Consider the following 18,851-nt stretch of genomic DNA (forward strand, 5'->3'; position numbering starts at 1 on the left):
ATGGTTCGTCGTCGACACGATCTCGCCGAACGTCGTAGAAGCCGCGGCTACAGCCGCGAGTCTCTGGCTGCCGAGCTTGGGGTCAGCCCGGACGCTGTGCGTGACTGGGAGCGTGCGAAGTGGGATCCGGCACCGCGTCGGCGTCCCGCGCTCGCCCAGGCGCTGGGTTGGACCCTGGACCAGCTCGACGAAGCTCTCGACGTCAGCGACATCGAGCTGGTCCAGGGGCCAGCGTCCGCGGATGATCGAGTATGGGCACGCAACGTCGACCCCGACCACGTGCTCAGTTACTTCGCCGAGCAATGGCACGCCTTGGTCAAAGCCGACAACGTCGTTGGTCCCTCCCACGCCTTGCACGGGGTTCAGCAGAACATCCCGTTGTTGACCACGTTGATCGACCACGGTCCCCAGGACGCTCGCCAGCGGGCACTGCGGTTGGCGGCTCAGTACGCCGAGTCGGCGTCGTGGCTGCATGAAGACCTGGGAGATCTCTTCACCGCACGGCACTGGGCCGAACAAGCCCTGCATCTGGCACGAACCGGCGGCGATCGCGACCTCGTGACGTGGACGCACTACCGCCGGGCGCAACAGACCCTGCCCACGACCAGCAGCCGAGCTGCTCCGCAGACCGCGCACCGGGTCCTCGAACGCCTCGCTCGAGCGCACGATGAGGGCGAACCGCAGGCATCCATGCGGGCCGCGTTGGACGCCCAGCACGCCCTGGCATTGGGTACGCTCGGTCACGAAACCTCTGCACACCGGATGCTCGACCGTGCTCACGACTACGCCGAAGACCACGATGCCGGCGACGCCCGCTCGGGCCACGGCGCCTTCGCCACGGCCAACTGGGTCGCTCTTCAGCGGGCGTGGTGTTGGACGGTCACGGGACGGCCCCGGAAAGCCGCGGCACTGTTCGACGCCAGCCTAGAACAGTTGTCCAGCGTGTATCAGCGAGACCGAGCAGCCCACCTCGTCCGCTACGCGATCACCCTGCGTGAGGCGGGACGGATCGACGCCGCCGCCGACCAGGCGCGCACGGCATGGGGCCTGGCCCGCGCGGTCAGTTCCGGACGCTGCGCCGCCGAGGTCCGGGCCGTGGCCGAGTCCCTGCGCCCGCACCGGCGAGTCCCCGAGGTCGCCGAACTCATCGCCGCCGTCACCGTGACAGGAGAAAAATGAGGCTCACCGAACTTGGTGCGATGCGTCAAGCTCTCACCTTGGCCGCCCTGCGTATCGGGGCAACCAGCCCCAACCCGCCGGTGGGGTGTGTCATTCTCGACCCGGCCGGTGGAGTGCTCGGCGCCGGGTTCCACGGACGGAAGGGCGAACCTCACGCAGAGGTCAACGCACTGCGAGCAGCAGGTGACCGAGCAGGCGGCGCAACAGCGGTCGTCACGCTCGAACCCTGCTGCCACGTCGGGGTGACACCAGCGTGCCACCAAGCCTTGATCGACGCGGGAGTCGCCCGCGTCGTGGTTGGGCTGGAAGATCCCACCTCACGTGGCCAAGGCGGTATCGCACTTCTGCGGCAAGCCGGAATCGACGTCATCGTCGGTACCGCCGAGCGGGAAGTCAGGCTGCTCCTGCACCCGTGGCTGCACAGCCTCGCCCAAGGCCGCCCGTACCTGATCTGGGGCACCTCCACCGATACCGACGGCAGGGAGCGACTACGGAAGTTCGCGGCCCCAGAGGTTGACCTCATCATCGACGAATGCGGCGAGGTCGCCGAAGCCATCGCAGGCCGCCACCACCCCGACGTCCTCCGGACGCCAGCGGGACCGCTCCCGAGGGAACCTGAAGAGGCCGTCTCGGCACTCGGCGCGACCGGTGCCCGCCGAGCCCTCATTCTCGGCGGCCAGACCGACATCGCGACCGCCCCGCTGTTCACCGGGGGATGGATCGACCGAGTCCTGTCGCACACCCGCGACCCCGCAATCCCCTCGCTCGACGGGCTCGCCCCGGAGATCATCGACCTCCCGCCCGGATGGAACTTGGCGGCACTGCACCCGGTGCTAGACGGGATCATCACCGATTACCGTCCCGAGGATCCCACACCGGGCGCTGATCCAGAACCGTGAACCATTGCCACGCCCTCGCACTCGCGCCGAATCGTGGTGGGGCGCCACGGAACAGGTGATCACCCCCGTTGGGTCGTTCGAGTGATCATGAAGGCGGCGCGGGTGCAGGCGAACGCCAGTATCCGGCCTTGGGCCCTCCCCGTTTCCTCCCTCTCGACGTTGCGTTTGACGCGAAATGGATCTGTACTCGCCCAGCGCTCGCCTGCGCGGCGACTGGACTGGGGAAGACAGACATGAGTACTCGGATGTCAATTGGGAAAGGGACGGCTGTGCAGAACTTCTTCACACGGCACCAAACGGCGACCTGGCCGGAACCGGAGCGGCTCCACATCTACCTTCGGAGCAACGCCGAGCTCCAAGCAGTGGTGGAGCGCTATCAGGAGGAACTGCGACGTAGCAGGGTGGCGGCCGAGCATCACCTGGGATTGCAGGATCCGCAGTTCGTGCACTTCACCGTGCAGATGCTGTCGCTGTACCGGCGGCAGCTCTCGCAGTCGGCACTCGACGGGCTCGTCGATCGGTTGGAGTCTGATCTGGCGAAGGTGAAGCCGTTCGCGCTCAGCGTGGGGCCACCGCAAGCGTCGGTGCATGCGGTCGAGCTCTGGGTGGATCCAGGCGCGGACCAGGCCTGGGCCGGACTCGTCGGCATGGTGCGTGGTGCTGTCGCAGCTGTGCTCGGGGCGGATGCTATGCCGCCGGTTGCCTCCAATGGCCGGCCTCACGCGAGTCTGGGCTACGGGTATGGCGACGGGGACAGCGGCGTGATCATGTCGACGCTCAATGCAGTCTCGCCCCGGCCGGGTTTCGTCGAAGTCCCCGTGCGCGAGCTGGAGCTCGTCTCGGTGACCCAACACCCGCATCGAGGCGCGTTCACCTGGGAAACGGTGGCTGTGTTGCCGGTGAGCACATTCTCCTGAATAACGGCCTCTGCGACGCCGGTCGACCCGCTGATGTGGAAGGTCGCACAGCGACAAGAAGTTAGTCCGGTATGTCGTGGCGATGCCGCCAGAGATCGTGCCATGGAACCAGTTGATTGTCGGTGTCCTCCGGCACTCTCCGTGCAAGCCCAGCGACACCTGCAGCTGTGTGGGCGGGGTGGGGACGAGTGCCGGTGGCGAGGTGTGGTCGGCGATGCGGCGGGCCGGCGAGGCTCCGTGTGGAGATGGGGAGTTGGATGCTGGGGAGTAGGAACGGGCATCGACGCGCATCCGGGTCGGCGGATGGGGCGCTGATCGGAGTCGAGGATTTGGAGCCGCCGCGGTGGGCGGAGGTGGATCAGAAGGTCGCCGGTGCAGGCTTGTGGCAGACGGTCCGCGAGCTGCCGATGGCGGCGAGGCTGGTGGTCGGGCTGTCGTTTCGGGCTTCGCCGGGTAGGACGGTGCTGGCGGGTGTGGTCCAGTTGGCTTCGGGCTGCGCGTCGGCGTTCGGCCTGTTCGCCACGGCCGGGGTGTTGACGCAATTGCTGACGGCCGGGCCCACGCCGGAACGGGTAGTCGCCTCGATACCGGCGATCGCCGCCGTGGTCGCCGCGTTCGCTTTACGCGGCCTGTTGGACAGCGCGGTCTCCGCAGTGCAAGGTGTTTTGATGCCGCTCGTGCGGCGCGCGGCCCAGGACCGGCTCAACTCGGCGGTCGCCGAGGTCGAGTTGCTGGCCTGGGAGGACTCCGACTTCCAGGAGCTAGCCCGGCAGGGCGGCTATCAAGGTGTCCAGGCCGTGGAGTCGAGCGTGCGCAGCATCGCATCGATCTCCTCGGCGCTGGTGTCGCTCGCTGCTGCGCTGATCACGGCGGCGCTGCTCAACCCGTGGTTGTTACCGGCGCTGCTACTGCCCACGGTGGCCGAGGCGTGGGCCTCGATGCGTGCGGCGAAGCAGGGCTACGTGAACTTCCTAAGCCTGGTAACCCGTCGTCTGCGGCTGCACGTCGTGGAGAACCTGCTGGTCGCACGCGATGTGGGTACCGAGCGCACCGCGCTAAACCTGCAGGATGCGCTGCTGAGCGAACACCGGCGCATCGCTGATCAGGTCACCGAGGAAGCGATCCGGGCCGAGCACCGGCAGACCTGGACGCGGTTGATCGGACGCACCCTGGCCGGCGCGGGCACTGGTCTGGCTTACTGCGTGCTCGGCGTGCTCCTCTACACCGGCGCGATGCCACTGGCCATCGCCGGCGCCGCCGTCATCGCTATGCGCGCCGCGGCGAGTTCGCTGTCGATCACGATGGTGTCGGTGAACCGCCTCTACGAGCACTCGTTCTACCTGCGGTTCTACACCCAACTCCTCGCCGAGTCGACGCGACGCCACAGGCCCGCGACCGGTGTGCGCGTTCCCCGAAACCCGGAGACGATTCGGCTGGAGAACGTGTCGTTCACCTATCCCGACGCCGACGCACCCGCGCTGGTCGAGGTTGACCTGACCTTGCACCGCGGTGAGGTCGTGGCGCTGGTCGGGGAGAACGGATCCGGCAAGACCACGCTGGGAAAACTCATCACCGGGCTGTACCCACCGACCGAAGGCCGGGTGTTGTGGGACGAGGTGGATCTGGCCACCGCGGATGCCCGAAGCGTGTACGAGCAGGTCGCCCTGATCGATCAGGATCCTGCGCGGTGGCCCATGACCGCCGACACCAACATCCGCATCGGAAACCTCGCGGCGCCGGATCCCCGCGGCGCCACCTGGGAGACCGCGTTGCGCGAGTCCGGTGCCGACGAGGTCCTCGCCAAGCTCCCCCAAGGGCCGGGCACGGTCCTGTCGCGGCAGTTCCGAGGAGGCCATGAGCTCTCCGGCGGCTCGTGGCAGCGGCTCAGCGTGGGGCGCGGGATCTTCCGCGATCACGCGGCGGTGTTGATCGCCGACGAGCCGACCGCCGCGCTCGATGCGAAGGCCGAAGCCCGCGTGTTCGCCGGCTTGCAGCGCGCGACCCGGGGATCCCTGGACGACGCCCATCGCACCACGGTTCTCGTCACGCACAGGCTGGCCAACATCCGGCGCGCCCACCGCATCGTCGTCATGGACTCAGGACGCGTCGCCGAAACCGGCACCCACGAAGAACTGATGCAAGCCAACGGGCTGTACCGAGAACTGTTCACCATCCAAGCCCGCGCCTACACAACCGAGCGCCCTTGCCGCGACTGCAGCGCGGCACCAGGCCAACCAATAACGGGGTGAAGGGACATGTCGTCGGCGAGGCGTCAGCGTGGCGACCTGCCCACGACACACCCGTACCGAAAATCCGTTACGGGGGAGGCGGGTAGCCTATTTCAGGCCTGCCGTCATTTCGGCCTCAAGGTCCCAGACCCCTCGTGTGTGCCCGTCACCGAACCGGCGTAGATGCACACGATGCGGAGCCCGACGTTGCGGGTGCTGACGAATCCACGCGAAAACCAGCGCCGGAACCAGCGCGGTTGGGGCATGAAGGGAACGACCGGTGTTGAGGCGCGCGGTAATGCGCCAACTGGCTTGTCGGCTCGTCAGCTGCATACGGACCGTGCCATCACGCCACAACAGCGCTGCAAACTCGGTACCCACCCGCTCGGTGGTGGCGGTGGCCAGCCATTCGTCCGCCTCGGCGGTAGTGGTGGTCGTCGTAGCCCTGCGCAGAACGATATCGGCGTTGGAACGCCAGTTTCGCTCCGCGCGGGTCCGCAAATCGTGGTCGGCATGAGCAACCACAACTGCGGGCTCACTCCACCACGGCCCCCGGCCCCCGACAGGAAGCTCAACGACCGTGGCGTCAGCGGTATCCAGGTCGTAGCTGGGGGAGTAGTGCCACAGCACGCAATGCTCGGCAACTCCGTCTTCGGACAACGGCGAGGGCCACACCGTCTCCTTACGTTCGGCGACAGGACGAGGGCGCTGGCCCGAATCCGGTTCGACCGCGTGTAGCACAACCAGGACATCTCCGACCGTTAGGTGTGCAACTGTCGAATTGTCGCCTAGGTGCGTGGAGACGAGGACCGGAAGTTCCGGCCCCGCGGTCTCGGTCAATGTGGAGGCGATACTGGCCGCTGTTGGCCCCGAGCGCCAGGACACGCTCACGCACCCGTTGGCGTCGATATCGAAGGCAATGCGGGTCGCTGCACTCAGCGGCCCGCCGTTATGTCCCACGCTCGCGGCGATCCACCCAAGCACACGCTCCTGGTCCGCTGACATGCGCTGCAGTCTAGAACAGCAGCGAATCCAGTGACCGAACGTTGAGCGCACCAGGGCGTCCATGAGAGTGAGAAGCGCAGGCCGGGCGAAGGTGGAGGACGGGTGCCGGCGCTTCAGTCAGGATGCTGCGGGTCCGGAAACCGCCGAGGTCCGGGTCGTTGCCAACTTGGTGTCCGGCTCGGAGGCGCGCGTGCGCCGGTGTCGTTACGACGTTCTCGGGCGGGAGATCATCGACGCAGCGGCGCGCTGCGCGTCGGCTGGTGGGTAGGCTGGCCGCTCAAGCCGCATGCTCGGCGAGCAGTTGACGCACCTTGGGCGTGTAGTCTTGCGGTACCGGAGGATGTAGCTGATGAATCCTCAGTTCAGATTCCCGCGGAGGTGGCGGCACAGTTCGTCGGAACTGTGGCGTTGCTGCTGCCGGCAGACGATGCCCCACAGTAGGCAGAAGTCAGTCGGCTTGCCAGCCCCAGGCCGGAATGAGCCCGTATTTGGAAGATCGGCCAAGTGCTTCCCTGATGTTCACCTCCGGCGAGTGGTGTGTGAGCACGAGGCCTGCAGTCCGACGAGTGAACGGGATGGGGAACCACTCGAAAGTCTCTGATGTAGACCTTCTGGCGACTCCTTATCACGTATCTTCATGGTATGAGCGCAGAACGACTGTGGCCGGCGTCCGTGCCCGTAGCTGAGCATCTGCGGCGAGTTCGGGCCTGGGGTGGAACCCAGGAATGGTTGGACGCGCTTGATCGAGCAGAACAGATCCTTGCCCCCAAATGGGAAGGTAAAGTCGCCAGGTGGGATATTCAGGATGGTGCACCCGGAATTGCTCTGATGGTCTATTTGATCGTTCGAGGAAATCCTTCTTGTCGAGCTTCTGATGTCACGGAGAAGGGGATTGTCGAGGCTTTTCCAACTGTAGCTCTCGAAGCCTGGTCGGGGATTCACTTGGAAGAGCTGTTCGCGGAGGCGCTACGTTATTGGGGTCATGACATCGACGTTTCGTTCAGTGCTGACCCGATTGTGCGGGTGTGGCATGACATTCTGCTTCGTGTGGACCGGCCATCGAGTGTAGGTGACACAGAAGCCGGGGATGTTCGAGTCGGAACTGTTCTGGATACAGGGGTGAGGGCGATTGTTTGTGAGCTCAGTCGTCCAGGGTCGTGGTTGGTAGCCTGCTGTGCGAAGGGGTAATTAAAGCTGACTTGGAAATCGCTTCGCCTCGGAGTGAGAAATCAGGGGATTTGGCACGTGTGCAATCGGGTGGACATTACCGAGGTTCAATCATGCTGCGCCACGTCGAAAAGGTGGGCGTCAGTAGCAGGCGTGGCACTCGTTGAATATCGATGGGTGCCAACCGAACTGGAACGTCGCATCGCGGCACAAATCTCCTGCTTGAAGGTGCCGTCGAACACGCTCCCGCCCCATGACGACGAGCCGCGATGGTGGCGCATGACCCGCATCGCGATGTGGCCGGCCGCGATCCGGCTTGCCATGCTCGCGGGACAGTGGCAATTGCCTGACCATATCGATGGTCCGGTACCAGAGACCGACGTTCAGCTGGACAGCTTTCTTGCGGGACTGTATCCACCTGGCGAAATCATCGAACGATGGCTGCAGATCGTCAACAGGCAACCATGGGATCTAACCGAACGCGAGGCCGACCAGTGGCTGGAAGAGCGGATACCGAACTGTGACGAAGGGCTCGCGGTCGTTGAGAGAACCTACTTCTCGATCAGCCCCACCTTTAGTGCGATTGCTACGGGCGACGTTTCGGATTAGCGGGCGTGTGCCCGCAATAGCAAGGCAGGCGCTAGGACACTGATCAGCTGGGTCCCGTGGGTGCATCTCGTGTTGGGAACCCGTTGAGAATTACCTCCACATTCGCGCGCAGGTACGAGATCAAGGCCTGCCGTGTCGCCGGCACGAACACATTGGGGATCTGGTCTGTGCGACACCACGTGACCTGGGAGTGTTTGTGGGGCTCGGCATTGACCGGTTCACGCTTCCATGTCTGGGTGGCGAAGACAAGTGTTAGAAATCCTTCTGGGGCTGCCGCGCCCCATGCTCCGTGGATGGCGCCAGTCAGCGAGAGCGATTCCGGTTCTACGATCAGCCCGGTTTCCTCTCGGAGCTCCCGCACGGCTGTAGAGACGATCGGTTCGCCCGTGTGGGCTTTGCCGATGGGCAGGTCAAAGTGTGATGGGGCGAAGGGCGCTCCGGGTCCGCGTTGTATCAGCAGCACCCGTTTGTCGCTGACGTCATGGACGATCACAGCGGCGACGAGCAAGGGGCTGGCTTCAGTCTCTGCCATTGACGATGCAACCTCTTTGGCCACGATGGCTTCCTTTCATCGGATTACCGTATAGGCGGTCTGGCCTTGTCCTGCGTGCGACAATCTGTCATAACCCACTGACAGGGAGTCCTGTAAGCTTGTGGTGTGACAACCCAGAATCAGCCAATGGTGGCAGTGGGCAGGCGTGTGGCTCGGGCAATTTTGCTCGATGAATATGGACGCTTGCTGTTGATCAAGCGAACCAAGCCGGGTCAAGATCCGTACTGGACAGCGCCTGGTGGAGGTGTTGAGGAATCGGATTCCTCTGTCGAGGCCGCGCTGCACCGCGAACTGGACGAAGAACTGGGCGCTACGGCCACGGGCTTGACTCAGGTGTTTCTGTTCAGCTCCGCGTCGGACTCTGGTGTTGCTGTGCAGCACTTCTTTGTGGCTCGGTTGTCCACTCTGGACGAGTCGTCGCGGTCGGGTGCGGAGTTCGCCGATCCGGCACGCGGTGGGTATGAGCTGGACCGTGTCGACTTGCGTGGCGATGCCTTGGTCTCGGTTGACTTGAAGCCGGCGGCCTTGAAGGACTTCGTCTTGGCAAACAGGGTCGCCTTGCTGGCAGAGGCGAGCGCAGTTGGGCGACGCTAGCCGTTCCACCGCATGTAGACGGGCGAAGCGCGGCCCGGAAGGGTGCGCAGCTCGTGGCAGGTGCCAAGGGCATCGCGGAGCGCTGATGTTTCTCCTGGCCACTTGGCATGGGCGAGTTGGTCGAAGGCGAGCACCGATCCGCTGGTGAGGTAGGGCGCGATGTTGTTGATGGCACTGCGGGTGGGCTCGTAGAGGTCGAGGTCAAAGTAGGCGAGGGCGATGATGGTGTGCGGGTTCTGCTCAAGGTAAAGCGGTAGCGACTCGCGCACATCGCCTTCGACAACCAGGGTGCGCTGGATATGATCGAGGTAGTCGCCTTGGCTGTGGGCGTCGAGCACCTCACGCAGGTGCTGTGGGTAGCTGCTGGGGAGCGCGAAGCGGCTGGGGGTGGCGCTGGGTGGCCCCATGAGATGTATGTCGTGGTCGGTCACATCGGGAAAGCCGGTGAATGTGTCAAAGCCGACGACCCGGCGTTGCGGGTGGTAGGGCTCGTAGACGCCGCGGAGGGCGGTGAAGGCGGCAAGGTGGCGGCCACGGTGCACTCCGAATTCCATGATCACTCCAGGTACATCCAGGATCATCCGGTAGAGCGCGTCCATGGACAACAAATCGGTCAGCGGCTGCCTTCGAAGATAGAGCGGGAGGTTGTCAACCAGTTCCTCGGGTGGGATCGGGCTGGTGGCCAGTAGGTCGGCGAGACGGTGGCGAACGGTGCGTTCGTGGTCGGATTCGTGCGGCAGGAGCTGGGACGTTTGATCGAGAATCACGTTGTCTTCCTTGACGGTGCCCAGGTGTGGGCGGGGGCGAGCTGGAAAGCGCTGGCGGAGGTGAAGATTCCTGCTGGGTCGCGGTGTCCGTGGTGCAGGGCGGCTACCGCGCCGATCAGGAGCCGGTGGGACACGATGAGCACCTGGCCGTGCTTGGCTTCGAGGTCTTCTGCGATGGTTGTGGCGTCGGCGGCGCGCTGGGCGAATGCTCGGAGGCTCTCGCCACCGGGTAGCGAACTTTCCGGGTGCGACGTTCGCTGTTGCCGCCAGGCGATGTAGTCCGGCGGGTACTGCGCAGGGGCGAGACCCACGACGCAGTCTGGGGCTCGCCATTCGGCGAACATGCTTGACAAATCGGCAATTTCGAGGTCCATAGAGGACATGCTGCGTGTGAGAATGGTGGCGGTCTGGCGTGCGCGGGGTAGTGGGCTGGAGAGGATGAGCGCCGGTCGCCAGTCCTGCTCGCACAGTTTGTGGGCAGCAAGCTCGGCTTCGCGCGCGCCTTGACTTGTCAGTGGGCTGCTGGGGCGGGCGTGGGCGCTGGGGCGGTAGAGTCCGTCTTCGCAGGTGCCGTGACGTATCCACAGCGTGGTCGTGTTCATGTCATGCACCAGCCGCCGTCGATGGTGAGGCACTGGCCGGTGATGAAGCCCGCCTCGCCAGAAGTCAGGAAGTCCACGGCTGCGGCGATGTCGTCGGGGCGCCCGCGGCGTTTGACGCATTGGCGATCGAGCTGCCGTGCCAGCATCGCGGTGTGGTCAGGGACGACGGCGTACTCAGCGGGGACTTCGATGGAACCTGCGCGGACGCAGTTGACTGTGACGCCGTGTGGCCCGAGTTCTCGGGCCAAGGCACGTACAAGCCCTTCCACACCGCTCTTGGCCGTGATATAGGGCACGAGGTCGACGCGGCCGAGCTGGGTGAGCACGGAGGACACCGTGATGATGCGCCCATGGCCCCGGGCGGTGAGCAACGGTGTGACGAGGTGGGCACACGTGGCATGCGTCATCAAGTTGAGTTCGATCTGTTCGCGGAAGGTGTCCACGCTGAGGGTGTCCCAGGGGATGCGCGGGTAGGCGCCGGCGTTGGAAACGAGAACTTCGAGCCGGTCTGCGGCGCGCTCGATTTCGTCGGCGAGCGCGTGCATGGTGTCGCTGCGGGTGAGATCACCGGTGACGGCGACGGTGTCGGCACTGTCGAGATGAGCCGAGGCGAGTACATGCTGCAGGTCCGCGTCGTCATCGAGGTGGGTGAGGATAAGGTCGTAGCGGTCGGCGAGCCGTGCGGCGATCGCGGCGCCGATCCCGGATCCGGCTCCGGTGACGATGGCAACGGGGCGAGCCATGCTTAGTTGACCTCCGCATCTGCTGGTGTGATGGCAAGGAAAGCCCGTAGTTCGGTGTCGGGGTCGAGTGCTTGTGCCAGCAGCGCCAGCGAAAGCGCTGCGTCGCGGGGTTCGAGGTGGGTTAGGTGGTAGACGGCCAGGAGCCGCATCACCAGGTAGGGACGTAGCCACGTCATGAGATCGTCGACGCCGAGGTGGTGAGCGAGTGGCCGCACCATTTCCTCGAGATAACGGTGCAGGACGTGCCGGCGGGCTCTGCTGGGTGTGTGCTGATAGTCGATGACCAGTGACGATCGGGTGAACTCGGCACTGATGCTGGGCTCGGTGAAACTCGGTGTTGTGAGCGCGGAGGGGTGATCACGAAACGCCCTCGGGTTGTAGTGCGGCGTCAAGCGCGGGCCGTGGAGGCGCTGGTACATCAGAAAACAGGCGAACTCGCCCGGGAGCGCGTTGAGACCTGCGGTGTCGTAGTCGATCCAGACCGGGCCGCGGGAGGGTGACCAGCCGATGTTGACGTCGGTGGGATCGCCCTGGGTGAGGGCAGCCCAGACCGGGTTGTTCTGGGCGAAGTGCACCCGCAGCCTGGCCACGAGGTCAACGAAATCGATGGTGTGCGCGCGGTCGTTGACGATCAGATTCAAGCGGGCCAGGTCCTGTGGGCGCACTCCCCGCATCCCGTCGGTGATGGGCCAGGGTTCGTTGTGCCGGTAGTACTGGTCGAGGCGGCCGTCGGAGGCGGCGCGTGCCCCGAACAACTTCTGTATCGTGGCCCCGTGAGTCGTCTGTTGTACGGTTCGGCCGATGACTCCCTGGTAGTGGTGGATCACAGCGTTCAGGCACTTATCGAGACGGGCCATCTCGCCGGTGCGGTCGGCTCGGGTGATCTCGTCGAGCATCAGTCCCTGGTCGAGCCCGAAGTGCCGCCACCGGTCGTAGACAAGCACGGTCCAATGGGCCAGCCGGTGCGCACGGTACAGCTCCGGGACGGGATAGAAATCCTTGATTCGGGCGTGGCCTGCGTATTCGGCGAGGGCGTCGGCTCGGTGTGGGTTGGCTTTGACGAACAGCTCGCGTCCTGCCCAGTCGACGTGCCAGGTGTGGTTGGCGGTGTACCGGCGGTGGTGGGCGATTCGCATCGGGATCACCACCAGCCGGCGAGGTCGTTGGCGAACCCGGCGATGCTTTCCGCGGGAATCTCATTCAGGCGTGCGGAGCGTGACCACAGTTCGTCGTCGAGGCCGTCGCGTACCGGGCAGCGGTCCGCGAGGTCGAGCATCTTCGAAAAGGCGGTGGCCACGGCATGGTGACGTGTGTTCCCGGTGGTCCACTTGGCGGGGGAATGGCGGTTGTAGAGCCCGATCACCTGTGGTCCGGTCCCGTCAGGCCGCTCGGTGAGCGCTGCCAGATGCGTCAGGCCTGTGTCGTTGCCGATCACGACGTCAGCTGAGGCGAAGACATCCAGGCAATCCACCGCGTCTGGACCGGCGAGCACCTCGAAGTCGGCGAGCGGGCTCGGCTCGGGTTGGTTGCTGGTGATCAGGGTGAACGTGAACGGTGCTGCACACCCGTTGGTGAGGGCGGTCGCGATGCGCGCGAACCCGGCTGTGCCGTAGTCCTTGCGGTCGGGCCAGCTGGTCGCCGAGACGAACACGACGTGGAACGGACGTGCGTGCTGGACGGATCGGAAGGCGGGAAGCGGAGCGCGGTCGGCTGGTAGCCGGGTGCCGAGAGTTTGTTCGGCGGCGAGGTAGTAGCGCATCGGCAGAGCGGCGTGGACCTCGACGTGGTGGTCGTCGAGGACGTCAAGCCATGTTGGTGGTCGTTCGGGTACTGCGTGGAACTCGAATCCCGTGTTGCGTCCGGTACGCACGATGTGGGGGCCGTCGGTGAGGCTTGTGCTCAGCGGTAGCGTGCAGCGGCGCATCAAGCGCGGGCGTGGGCCTTCGTAGCGAAGCTCGGCGTCGTGCCCGGTTGCGTCGGACAGGGCCTGGAGCAGGCCGAGCGCGAGGAGCACATCACCTAGACCACGGTCACCGAGAACCACCGACCAGCCGCGAGCACTGACCACATCCGCGCCCAGCGTGTAGGAGGGGAGCTCACCGGCGGCGCGCCGGAAGGGCAGTACCCGGCCCAGCGGCGCATGTTGTCGCGGTACGACTACAGACCCGCCTCGTTGCAGCGTGACCGGTTCGATCGTCCACGGGCTCACAAGTTGGTGAGGACGCACAGCGGTACTCCCAACGACTCCATAAGCTGGCGGGGGTTGCCGCTCGTGTCCTCGATCAAGCACGCGATCCCTGTGACTTCCACGTCCGCATGGCGCAGAACCGAGACCAGGTTCGCCAGTGTTTTGCCGGTGGTGATCTCGTCGTCGACGACGAGCACGCGACTTCCCGCCAGATCGCCGTAGGTGAAGACCTCGGTGCGGCGGGCATGGGGTTCGGTGAAGGTTTTCTTGTGCGGTAGGTCGAGGTCGAGCTTCCATGCCAGGCGGTAGGGCACACCGCTGGCCAGCGCGACGGCGACGGTGGGCAGGATGCCGCCGGCGTCCAGGCCGAGCAACACATCTGGGGCGGTGAACTCTGGGTGCTGGGACCATGCCTGCCACAACGTGGTCCCGGCCCCGAGCAGGGTGGCGGGGTGGACCTGGTCGAGGATGCCGTCCAGCTCGTGCACGATGCGCACAGCCCTGGCTTCGGGGGGAACCCCGAGACGCTGGACGCGCTGAGCTCGGTAGCTGAGGTTTTCGGGAACCGTCGTCATCTACTTGTCCTCTCGGTGTGGTCGAGTTGATCGAGGTAGGTCAGTAGTCGGTCCGTGGTTTCCACGAGCTGGTCGCGCAGGACCGGATCGGTGGGGTGACGGATGAGGTCGGAGAGGTCCGGAGGCGTGCATTCGGCGGCCGGGTGATGCGAGTGCCACGCGGTGAGTACCTCATCGGCGGTGTGCAGGTCATGTCCGTCGGCTCGCAGCACGAGCTTGGCCAGCAGCACCAGATGCTTGTGCACGGCGCGGACATCCGGCTGCGGTTGGGCGAGCAGCCTGCGGGTGGTCATCACCACGAGCCCCAATTCGCCGCGGCTCGTCCGATCACCGTGCGCGACATTGGGCACCGGAAGCAGATACCCCGCTCGCCGATACAGCAAGCCTTCTCCCTGTGCCGCCCTGCGCAGTGCCTGCACGACGCGTGGCGGCACCCGCAGCGCGTCGATGTCGGTCGTCGTGAAGACGCTGAGGCCGACCTTGATGCCCTCCGGCTCGGGGAGACAGCCGGCGACATCGCGCAGCCACGCGGCCGGGGCGGTGTCCCGAACGAGGAGCAAATCCAGATCACTCCACCCCTCCCGCCAGCTCGTGGTGCCGGTGCTGCCGGTGGCGAGCATGCACGCGACCTCCTCGTCGAGGAGGTGCTCGGTGGCTTGCTCCAACCAGCTGCTGTGTGTCGCAGGCTTACTTGCGTGCAGCCCGACCCGCGGCAGATCGACCGTGAGTGCCATGCGGTTGACGGCGAGTTTGAGCGCGCCCAACGTTCCCGAGTTGTCGATCGTGTGGTCGGCGATGTCTGCGATACGGGCTGCACCACGTTCGCGCTTGATTGCGTCGCGGTTACGCAACTGGGATTTGGTTTCTGTTGCTCGTTGTGCCCGGACACTCGGGTCGGAATCGATGAACACGACCTGGCAGCGTTGACCCCAGACCCGTTTGAGGTGTGAAGTGGACTGGAAACGGTGCGCGCTTTCCACACTGATCGCGCGGGCCTTGTTCGCTTGTGCGAATCGCAGGACCTCCTCGCTGAGACGCTGCGCCTGCTCGTACTCCGACCACTCCTCGTAGGGATCGGAGACTCCGGCTCGCATGGCGGCGACGTCCAGCAGATAGCCGATCTTCAACCGGGTCACGCCGTGCTCGTGGCGCAACAGGTCGCCGACAGTGCTCTTGCCGCTCTCGGACAAACCTCCCAATACCCACAATCGGTTCAGAACATCCCCAGGCAGTGGCTCCACGGTGATACCGGCCGCTGCCAGGCGGGCGCGGAGCATGCACTGGACGTCCAGGATCGGGGCGAAGCCCAGGTCGAGCACCGCGTGGTACTCGCCTCGGTTCACCTGGATGGACAACACCTCGGCCAGCGTGTGCTGATAGGCGGTGTAGCGACCGTCGACCGGTTGAGGCTCACGTCGTAGTGCCTCGGCAGCTTCCTGCGTCGTGTCGGCCGACCGACGTAAAAGCACATGCGTTTCGTGCCGTGGCGCGGCGACTGGGAGGTCGGCCTCAATGCGCTCGACCAACCTGAGCGCTTTTACCGGAGACAGCCCCTCTTTGAGAACGGCGGTGGCAGCACAGGTCGCGCGGAGCATGGGTGCTCCACGGTCTTCCAGCGCCAACGGCCCGCTCCCATCGCGACGCGCGACATGGCTTCCCAGGACGAGGGCGACGTGCTCGGCTGTGGTCGAGTTGATGAACCACCAGCTGGCGAAGTCGCCCTTGGCGACCTCGCGCCACCGGGAATCCCAGGCGCTCACCGTGCCCACCAGGTGTGCGTTGGGAGTACCACTGTGAAGCCACGCCAACTGCGTTGACTTGCCGATGTTGTCGACTCCGTTGAGCGAGACCGAAAGCCGTGGCTGCGCGTCTGCGGTCATGACGTCGTCCGGTAGGTCTTCAGCGGTCGCCACAGCGGGAGACGCCGCTGGCCGGCGCCGACATCACGCACCAGGTCGTCGTAGGCGTCGGCGAGCTCCGCGAGCTGGCGCAGCGCCAAACGAGCTCGATCGCGATCCCCATCGTTGTTGACCAGGTTCTCCTTGCGGACCCACGCGATCGCCAACCGGTCGATCACCGAGCCGAGCGTCTCGGTGTGTAGCGACGCCTCTTCACAGCGGGAAACCAGGGGCGAGGCCCATTCATCAATTCGTTCCACCAGGGCGACACGCCGGGCGTTGAGGGCATCGATGAGCCGCTTGCTTTCGGCGACGGCTTCAGCAGAAGCTCCGGGAGCGCGGCTGACATCCTCGGCCTGCCACTGCTGTGCGTGGTGATCGGCCAAGTCGTTCGCCGCCCGCAATACCAGTTCACTGACGTTGTCGGAGTCGGGGGCGTGGTGGAACGCCTCGATGATCGTGGCCGATCGCGGCAGGGTCCTCCTCAATTGGATCCCATGCTGTGTAGCGTCTTCTCTGCAGTTCGGCACGAGCGCGCAACCTCTCCTTCGAACGAAATGGAGTGTGGGTGCGCCTGCGCCGAGGAAGGTCGGGGGATCCTCGGCGCAGGCGCGGCTTATTCAGATGAGGCCGTGCACTCAGCTGGGAGCTCGACCATCCAGCGACGTGCGGAACGCGCTTTGAAGCTGCGATGAGGTGGGCAAAACCCAGCCGGTAGCCTCGGGAGATACCTTCCATCGGTACGGCAGGCCATCCCGTCTCGTGGGAGGAAGCGGTATCCACGATCCGCTCGCGTACCACCGACCAGGAGCATCCGCGACCAGTTCAGGGTTCAGAGGAACATCGTCTTCACGCACGAAGAACACCCAGGAGCCGACGGGTGTGACGGCGACCGGGCCGCCTGCGGAACCTGCGAGCTCTTTCAAGACTCGGTTGCCGTGCGTAGCGGTGACCTCTACGGCGTTGATTCCGGCACCGCACGCCAACAGCACGGAATACGGACGCCGCGTCCACCACTCCATGGCCATGGCCATGGTTGTCGGTTCCGACGCTCGCCCAAAGCCGGGGATCGGCTCCAACGTGACCGCACCCGGACTTCCCAACCAGGCCCCGTGCTCAGCCAGTTGGTAGGTCCCTGGCAGCACGGCCCAACCGTGCTGCGCCAACTCGCACGCGGCGGAACGAATTTCGGCCCATCCCAGACCGGGAATTCCCGGCAACAGCGGTGCAATCCACGAGTGAGAGGCGGTGCCAGCTCGATCGTCCATCGGTGTTGACTCCCTGGTGGCCTGGTTCATCGGCACTTATGAGTCCACCAGGTAAGCGGGGCGAACACGACTACAGTGAGTGCCCACAGTTGGCCCAGATCGGGGACATTGATGGGACAATCCCGACCTACGGCGGCAATCCGTCCTACCGTGAAGCCTGTGCCACCCGAGGAACCCCGCATCGCCAACGACGTGCTGATCGATCTACGTGAACGGAATGGACTGTCTCAGCAAGACCTCGCAGACGAGCTGACCAGCCTCGCCACGCAGAACGGCAGAGCCGTCCAGATCACCCGTAAAACGATCAGTCGGTGGGAACGTGGCGAGGTCGTGTGGCCACAGCCCCTCTACCGGCGTCTACTCGCCGAATTCTTCAACTGCGCGGGCGACGAACTCGGATTCCGCAGACCACGTTCCGGAGGCCGCGAACAGGAACCGGCCGGCCTTCCACAGTTCACGTTTGCGCCGACGACCCCGACCATCGAGTCGCACGTCGAGCGCGACCAGGACGCGTGGCGGCAAGTCCGCTCCGCACTCGGAAGGAACCGCCACGACCTCGCCGTGCTCGCGGAATCGCTCTATCCCGACTATCGGGTGCCGGGACTGAAAAACACAGGGGCCATCAGCGCACCGAACTGGATTCCCGATGAGCCCATCACGCTCGACGAGATAACGCTGACCCTCGACGGGGCCGTACCCGAGCCCACGATCATGGGCGGCGGACCGGACAGTTCCGCGGTGCGTCCGCTTGCCACCGCCGAAACCCGATACCGCCTCTACCACGACGCCGTCCGCGACCTTGCAGCACCACGCCTGTTCGAAAACCGCCTGTGTTTCCGCCTTCTCGGACTCGACTGGCAGTCACCCGGCATGCGGTTCGGACAGATGGGGTTCTTCGACGCCATCGACACCAACGAGGTCCTCGCCCACGAATTCGCCGCCCACCACCTGGTCCTCGACGGGGACAAGGAAACCCTGCTGCCGCGTGCCACCATACGAGGTCTCAAATTCCGGAAAGCGGTCGCAGACCCCTTCGACCTCGACCGCCGGCCCCTCATGGGCGCGATCGGCACCCTGACCATCCGAGGCGGCGACAGTCCGAGCGTCATACTCCATCAACGAGACTCCGGCAGCGTCGCTGGCGGTGGCGGCATGGCCCACCTGCTCCCTGCAGGCATCTTCCAACCCTCATCGGTCATCCCGACTGCCCTCGACGCCGACTTCAGCCTGTGGCGCAACATCCAGCGCGAGTACGCCGAAGAACTACTGGGCCATGACGAGTACGACGGCTCCGGCAAGCCGATCCGATACGACAAGTTGGAACCGTTCATGTCGATGGACAAGGCGCTCCATGCTGGTCACATCCGAGTGTTCTGTCTCGGAGTCACGCTCGACGCACTCACCCTTGCTGGGGACATCCTGACCGTCGCCGTCATCGCCCCGGAGACCTACGACGCGATGTTCGCCAACGCCGTGACAGCAAACCCTGAAGGAGCCATGCCCGCACGGGCCTTCCCCTTCGAAGAGAACACCCTGACCTGGCTCCGAGAATCAAGGCAGTTGTCCCCCGGCGCAGCCGCGGCACTGCACTTCGCCTGGGCCAATCGAAAGCTCCTGGTCGGCTGAGCCGCACGAGCGGGGGGGGGGGGGGGGGGGGGG

General features: G+C 65.2%; 19 protein-coding genes. 8 read left to right on the forward strand and 11 right to left on the reverse strand.

From position 1 onward, the window contains the following. The 4 genes from KBO27_RS32085 to KBO27_RS32100 all read left to right on the forward strand — a co-directional run bounded on the left by KBO27_RS32085 (position 1) and on the right by KBO27_RS32100 (position 5,244). A complete protein-coding gene (locus KBO27_RS32085; RefSeq protein ID WP_210973613.1) occupies positions 1–1,179 on the forward strand; it encodes a helix-turn-helix domain-containing protein in 1,179 nt (392 codons plus the stop codon). Between the two features lie 20 nt (positions 1,180–1,199). Then, positions 1,200–2,078 (forward strand): bifunctional diaminohydroxyphosphoribosylaminopyrimidine deaminase/5-amino-6-(5-phosphoribosylamino)uracil reductase RibD, encoded by an 879-nt coding sequence (ribD, locus tag KBO27_RS32090; RefSeq protein WP_246538700.1) that lies wholly within the window; start codon positions 1,200–1,202, stop codon positions 2,076–2,078. Between the two features lie 269 nt (positions 2,079–2,347). Next, positions 2,348–2,995 carry a hypothetical protein gene (locus KBO27_RS32095; RefSeq protein WP_210973615.1) on the forward strand — a complete coding sequence of 216 codons (648 nt, stop codon included), beginning with the start codon at positions 2,348–2,350 and terminating at the stop codon, positions 2,993–2,995. Positions 2,996–3,183: 188 nt separating this feature from the next. Continuing rightward, entirely contained in the window at positions 3,184–5,244 is a 2,061-nt protein-coding gene (locus KBO27_RS32100; protein WP_307870735.1) for an ABC transporter ATP-binding protein, read from the forward strand. 87 nt (positions 5,245–5,331) lie between these two features. Here KBO27_RS32100 and KBO27_RS32105 read toward each other — a convergent pair whose 3' ends face one another. Further along, positions 5,332–6,228: a hypothetical protein gene (locus KBO27_RS32105; protein WP_210973616.1), complete on the reverse strand. Its 897-nt coding sequence runs from the start codon at positions 6,226–6,228 to the stop codon at positions 5,332–5,334. A 642-nt stretch (positions 6,229–6,870) separates the two neighbouring features. Here KBO27_RS32105 and KBO27_RS32110 point away from each other — a divergent pair. After that, complete coding sequence (locus KBO27_RS32110) at positions 6,871–7,416, forward strand: hypothetical protein (protein WP_210973617.1); 546 nt, start codon at positions 6,871–6,873, stop codon at positions 7,414–7,416. Between the two features lie 156 nt (positions 7,417–7,572). Continuing rightward, positions 7,573–8,004 carry a hypothetical protein gene (locus tag KBO27_RS32115; RefSeq protein ID WP_210973618.1) on the forward strand — a complete coding sequence of 144 codons (432 nt, stop codon included), beginning with the start codon at positions 7,573–7,575 and terminating at the stop codon, positions 8,002–8,004. A 43-nt stretch (positions 8,005–8,047) separates the two neighbouring features. Here KBO27_RS32115 and KBO27_RS32120 read toward each other — a convergent pair whose 3' ends face one another. Next, on the reverse strand, positions 8,048–8,560 hold the full coding sequence (locus KBO27_RS32120; protein ID WP_210973619.1) for an NUDIX domain-containing protein: 513 nt from the start codon (positions 8,558–8,560) through the stop codon (positions 8,048–8,050). A gap of 102 nt (positions 8,561–8,662) precedes the next feature. Between KBO27_RS32120 and KBO27_RS32125 the strand changes: the two genes are divergently transcribed. After that, complete coding sequence (locus KBO27_RS32125) at positions 8,663–9,151, forward strand: NUDIX hydrolase (RefSeq protein ID WP_307870736.1); 489 nt, start codon at positions 8,663–8,665, stop codon at positions 9,149–9,151. Here the strand turns inward: KBO27_RS32125 and KBO27_RS32130 are convergent. The 9 genes from KBO27_RS32130 to KBO27_RS32170 form a co-directional block, all read right to left on the reverse strand. Further along, positions 9,148–9,918 (reverse strand): TylF/MycF/NovP-related O-methyltransferase, encoded by a 771-nt coding sequence (locus KBO27_RS32130; RefSeq protein WP_210973620.1) that lies wholly within the window; start codon positions 9,916–9,918, stop codon positions 9,148–9,150. The genes KBO27_RS32125 and KBO27_RS32130 overlap by 4 nt on opposite strands. Beyond that, the gene (locus tag KBO27_RS32135) at positions 9,915–10,520 is read right to left on the reverse strand and encodes a histidine phosphatase family protein (RefSeq protein WP_210973621.1); all 606 of its coding nucleotides are present in this window, start codon (positions 10,518–10,520) and stop codon (positions 9,915–9,917) included. Before KBO27_RS32135 ends, KBO27_RS32130 begins: the two co-directional genes overlap by 4 nt. Further along, entirely contained in the window at positions 10,517–11,263 is a 747-nt protein-coding gene (locus KBO27_RS32140; protein WP_210973622.1) for an SDR family NAD(P)-dependent oxidoreductase, read from the reverse strand. The genes KBO27_RS32135 and KBO27_RS32140 overlap by 4 nt, the downstream gene beginning before the upstream one ends. A 2-nt stretch (positions 11,264–11,265) precedes the next feature. Further along, a complete protein-coding gene (locus KBO27_RS32145; protein ID WP_210973623.1) occupies positions 11,266–12,399 on the reverse strand; it encodes a hypothetical protein in 1,134 nt (377 codons plus the stop codon). Positions 12,400–12,404: 5 nt separating this feature from the next. After that, positions 12,405–13,472 carry a glycosyltransferase family 9 protein gene (locus tag KBO27_RS32150; protein ID WP_307870737.1) on the reverse strand — a complete coding sequence of 356 codons (1,068 nt, stop codon included), beginning with the start codon at positions 13,470–13,472 and terminating at the stop codon, positions 12,405–12,407. Then, positions 13,469–14,026, reverse strand: a complete 558-nt coding sequence (locus tag KBO27_RS32155) for a phosphoribosyltransferase (protein ID WP_210973624.1) — start codon at positions 14,024–14,026, stop codon at positions 13,469–13,471. Before KBO27_RS32155 ends, KBO27_RS32150 begins: the two co-directional genes overlap by 4 nt. Next, positions 14,023–15,906, reverse strand: coding sequence for a nucleoside/nucleotide kinase family protein (locus KBO27_RS32160; RefSeq protein ID WP_246538702.1), 1,884 nt, complete (start codon positions 15,904–15,906; stop codon positions 14,023–14,025). Before KBO27_RS32160 ends, KBO27_RS32155 begins: the two co-directional genes overlap by 4 nt. Further along, on the reverse strand, positions 15,903–16,454 hold the full coding sequence (locus tag KBO27_RS32165; RefSeq protein ID WP_210973625.1) for a DUF4254 domain-containing protein: 552 nt from the start codon (positions 16,452–16,454) through the stop codon (positions 15,903–15,905). The genes KBO27_RS32160 and KBO27_RS32165 overlap by 4 nt, the downstream gene beginning before the upstream one ends. 108 nt (positions 16,455–16,562) lie before the next feature. Beyond that, complete coding sequence (locus tag KBO27_RS32170) at positions 16,563–17,222, reverse strand: bifunctional DNA primase/polymerase (protein WP_307870738.1); 660 nt, start codon at positions 17,220–17,222, stop codon at positions 16,563–16,565. A 129-nt stretch (positions 17,223–17,351) separates the two neighbouring features. Between KBO27_RS32170 and KBO27_RS32175 the strand changes: the two genes are divergently transcribed. After that, the gene (locus KBO27_RS32175) at positions 17,352–18,818 is read left to right on the forward strand and encodes a helix-turn-helix transcriptional regulator (RefSeq protein ID WP_307870739.1); all 1,467 of its coding nucleotides are present in this window, start codon (positions 17,352–17,354) and stop codon (positions 18,816–18,818) included. The last annotated feature ends 33 nt before the right edge of the window (positions 18,819–18,851 follow it).

The organism is Saccharopolyspora endophytica, assembly GCF_018070075.1.
In the GTDB taxonomy this organism is placed as follows: domain Bacteria; phylum Actinomycetota; class Actinomycetes; order Mycobacteriales; family Pseudonocardiaceae; genus Saccharopolyspora; species Saccharopolyspora endophytica.

Bases quoted from the DNA above. Each gene is read 5' to 3' on its own strand.
- KBO27_RS32085 (WP_210973613.1), top strand. From the start codon at position 1: ATGGTTCGTCGTCGACACGATCTCGCCGAACGTCGTAGAAGCCGCGGC.
- ribD (WP_246538700.1), top strand. From the start codon at position 1,200: ATGCGTCAAGCTCTCACCTTGGCCGCCCTGCGTATCGGGGCAACCAGC.
- KBO27_RS32105 (WP_210973616.1), bottom strand. From the start codon at position 6,228: ATGTCAGCGGACCAGGAGCGTGTGCTTGGGTGGATCGCCGCGAGCGTG.
- KBO27_RS32110 (WP_210973617.1), top strand. From the start codon at position 6,871: ATGAGCGCAGAACGACTGTGGCCGGCGTCCGTGCCCGTAGCTGAGCAT.
- KBO27_RS32135 (WP_210973621.1), bottom strand. From the start codon at position 10,520: ATGAACACGACCACGCTGTGGATACGTCACGGCACCTGCGAAGACGGA.
- KBO27_RS32140 (WP_210973622.1), bottom strand. From the start codon at position 11,263: ATGGCTCGCCCCGTTGCCATCGTCACCGGAGCCGGATCCGGGATCGGC.
- KBO27_RS32145 (WP_210973623.1), bottom strand. From the start codon at position 12,399: ATGCGAATCGCCCACCACCGCCGGTACACCGCCAACCACACCTGGCAC.
- KBO27_RS32155 (WP_210973624.1), bottom strand. From the start codon at position 14,026: ATGACGACGGTTCCCGAAAACCTCAGCTACCGAGCTCAGCGCGTCCAG.
- KBO27_RS32160 (WP_246538702.1), bottom strand. From the start codon at position 15,906: ATGACCGCAGACGCGCAGCCACGGCTTTCGGTCTCGCTCAACGGAGTC.
- KBO27_RS32170 (WP_307870738.1), bottom strand. From the start codon at position 17,222: ATGAACCAGGCCACCAGGGAGTCAACACCGATGGACGATCGAGCTGGC.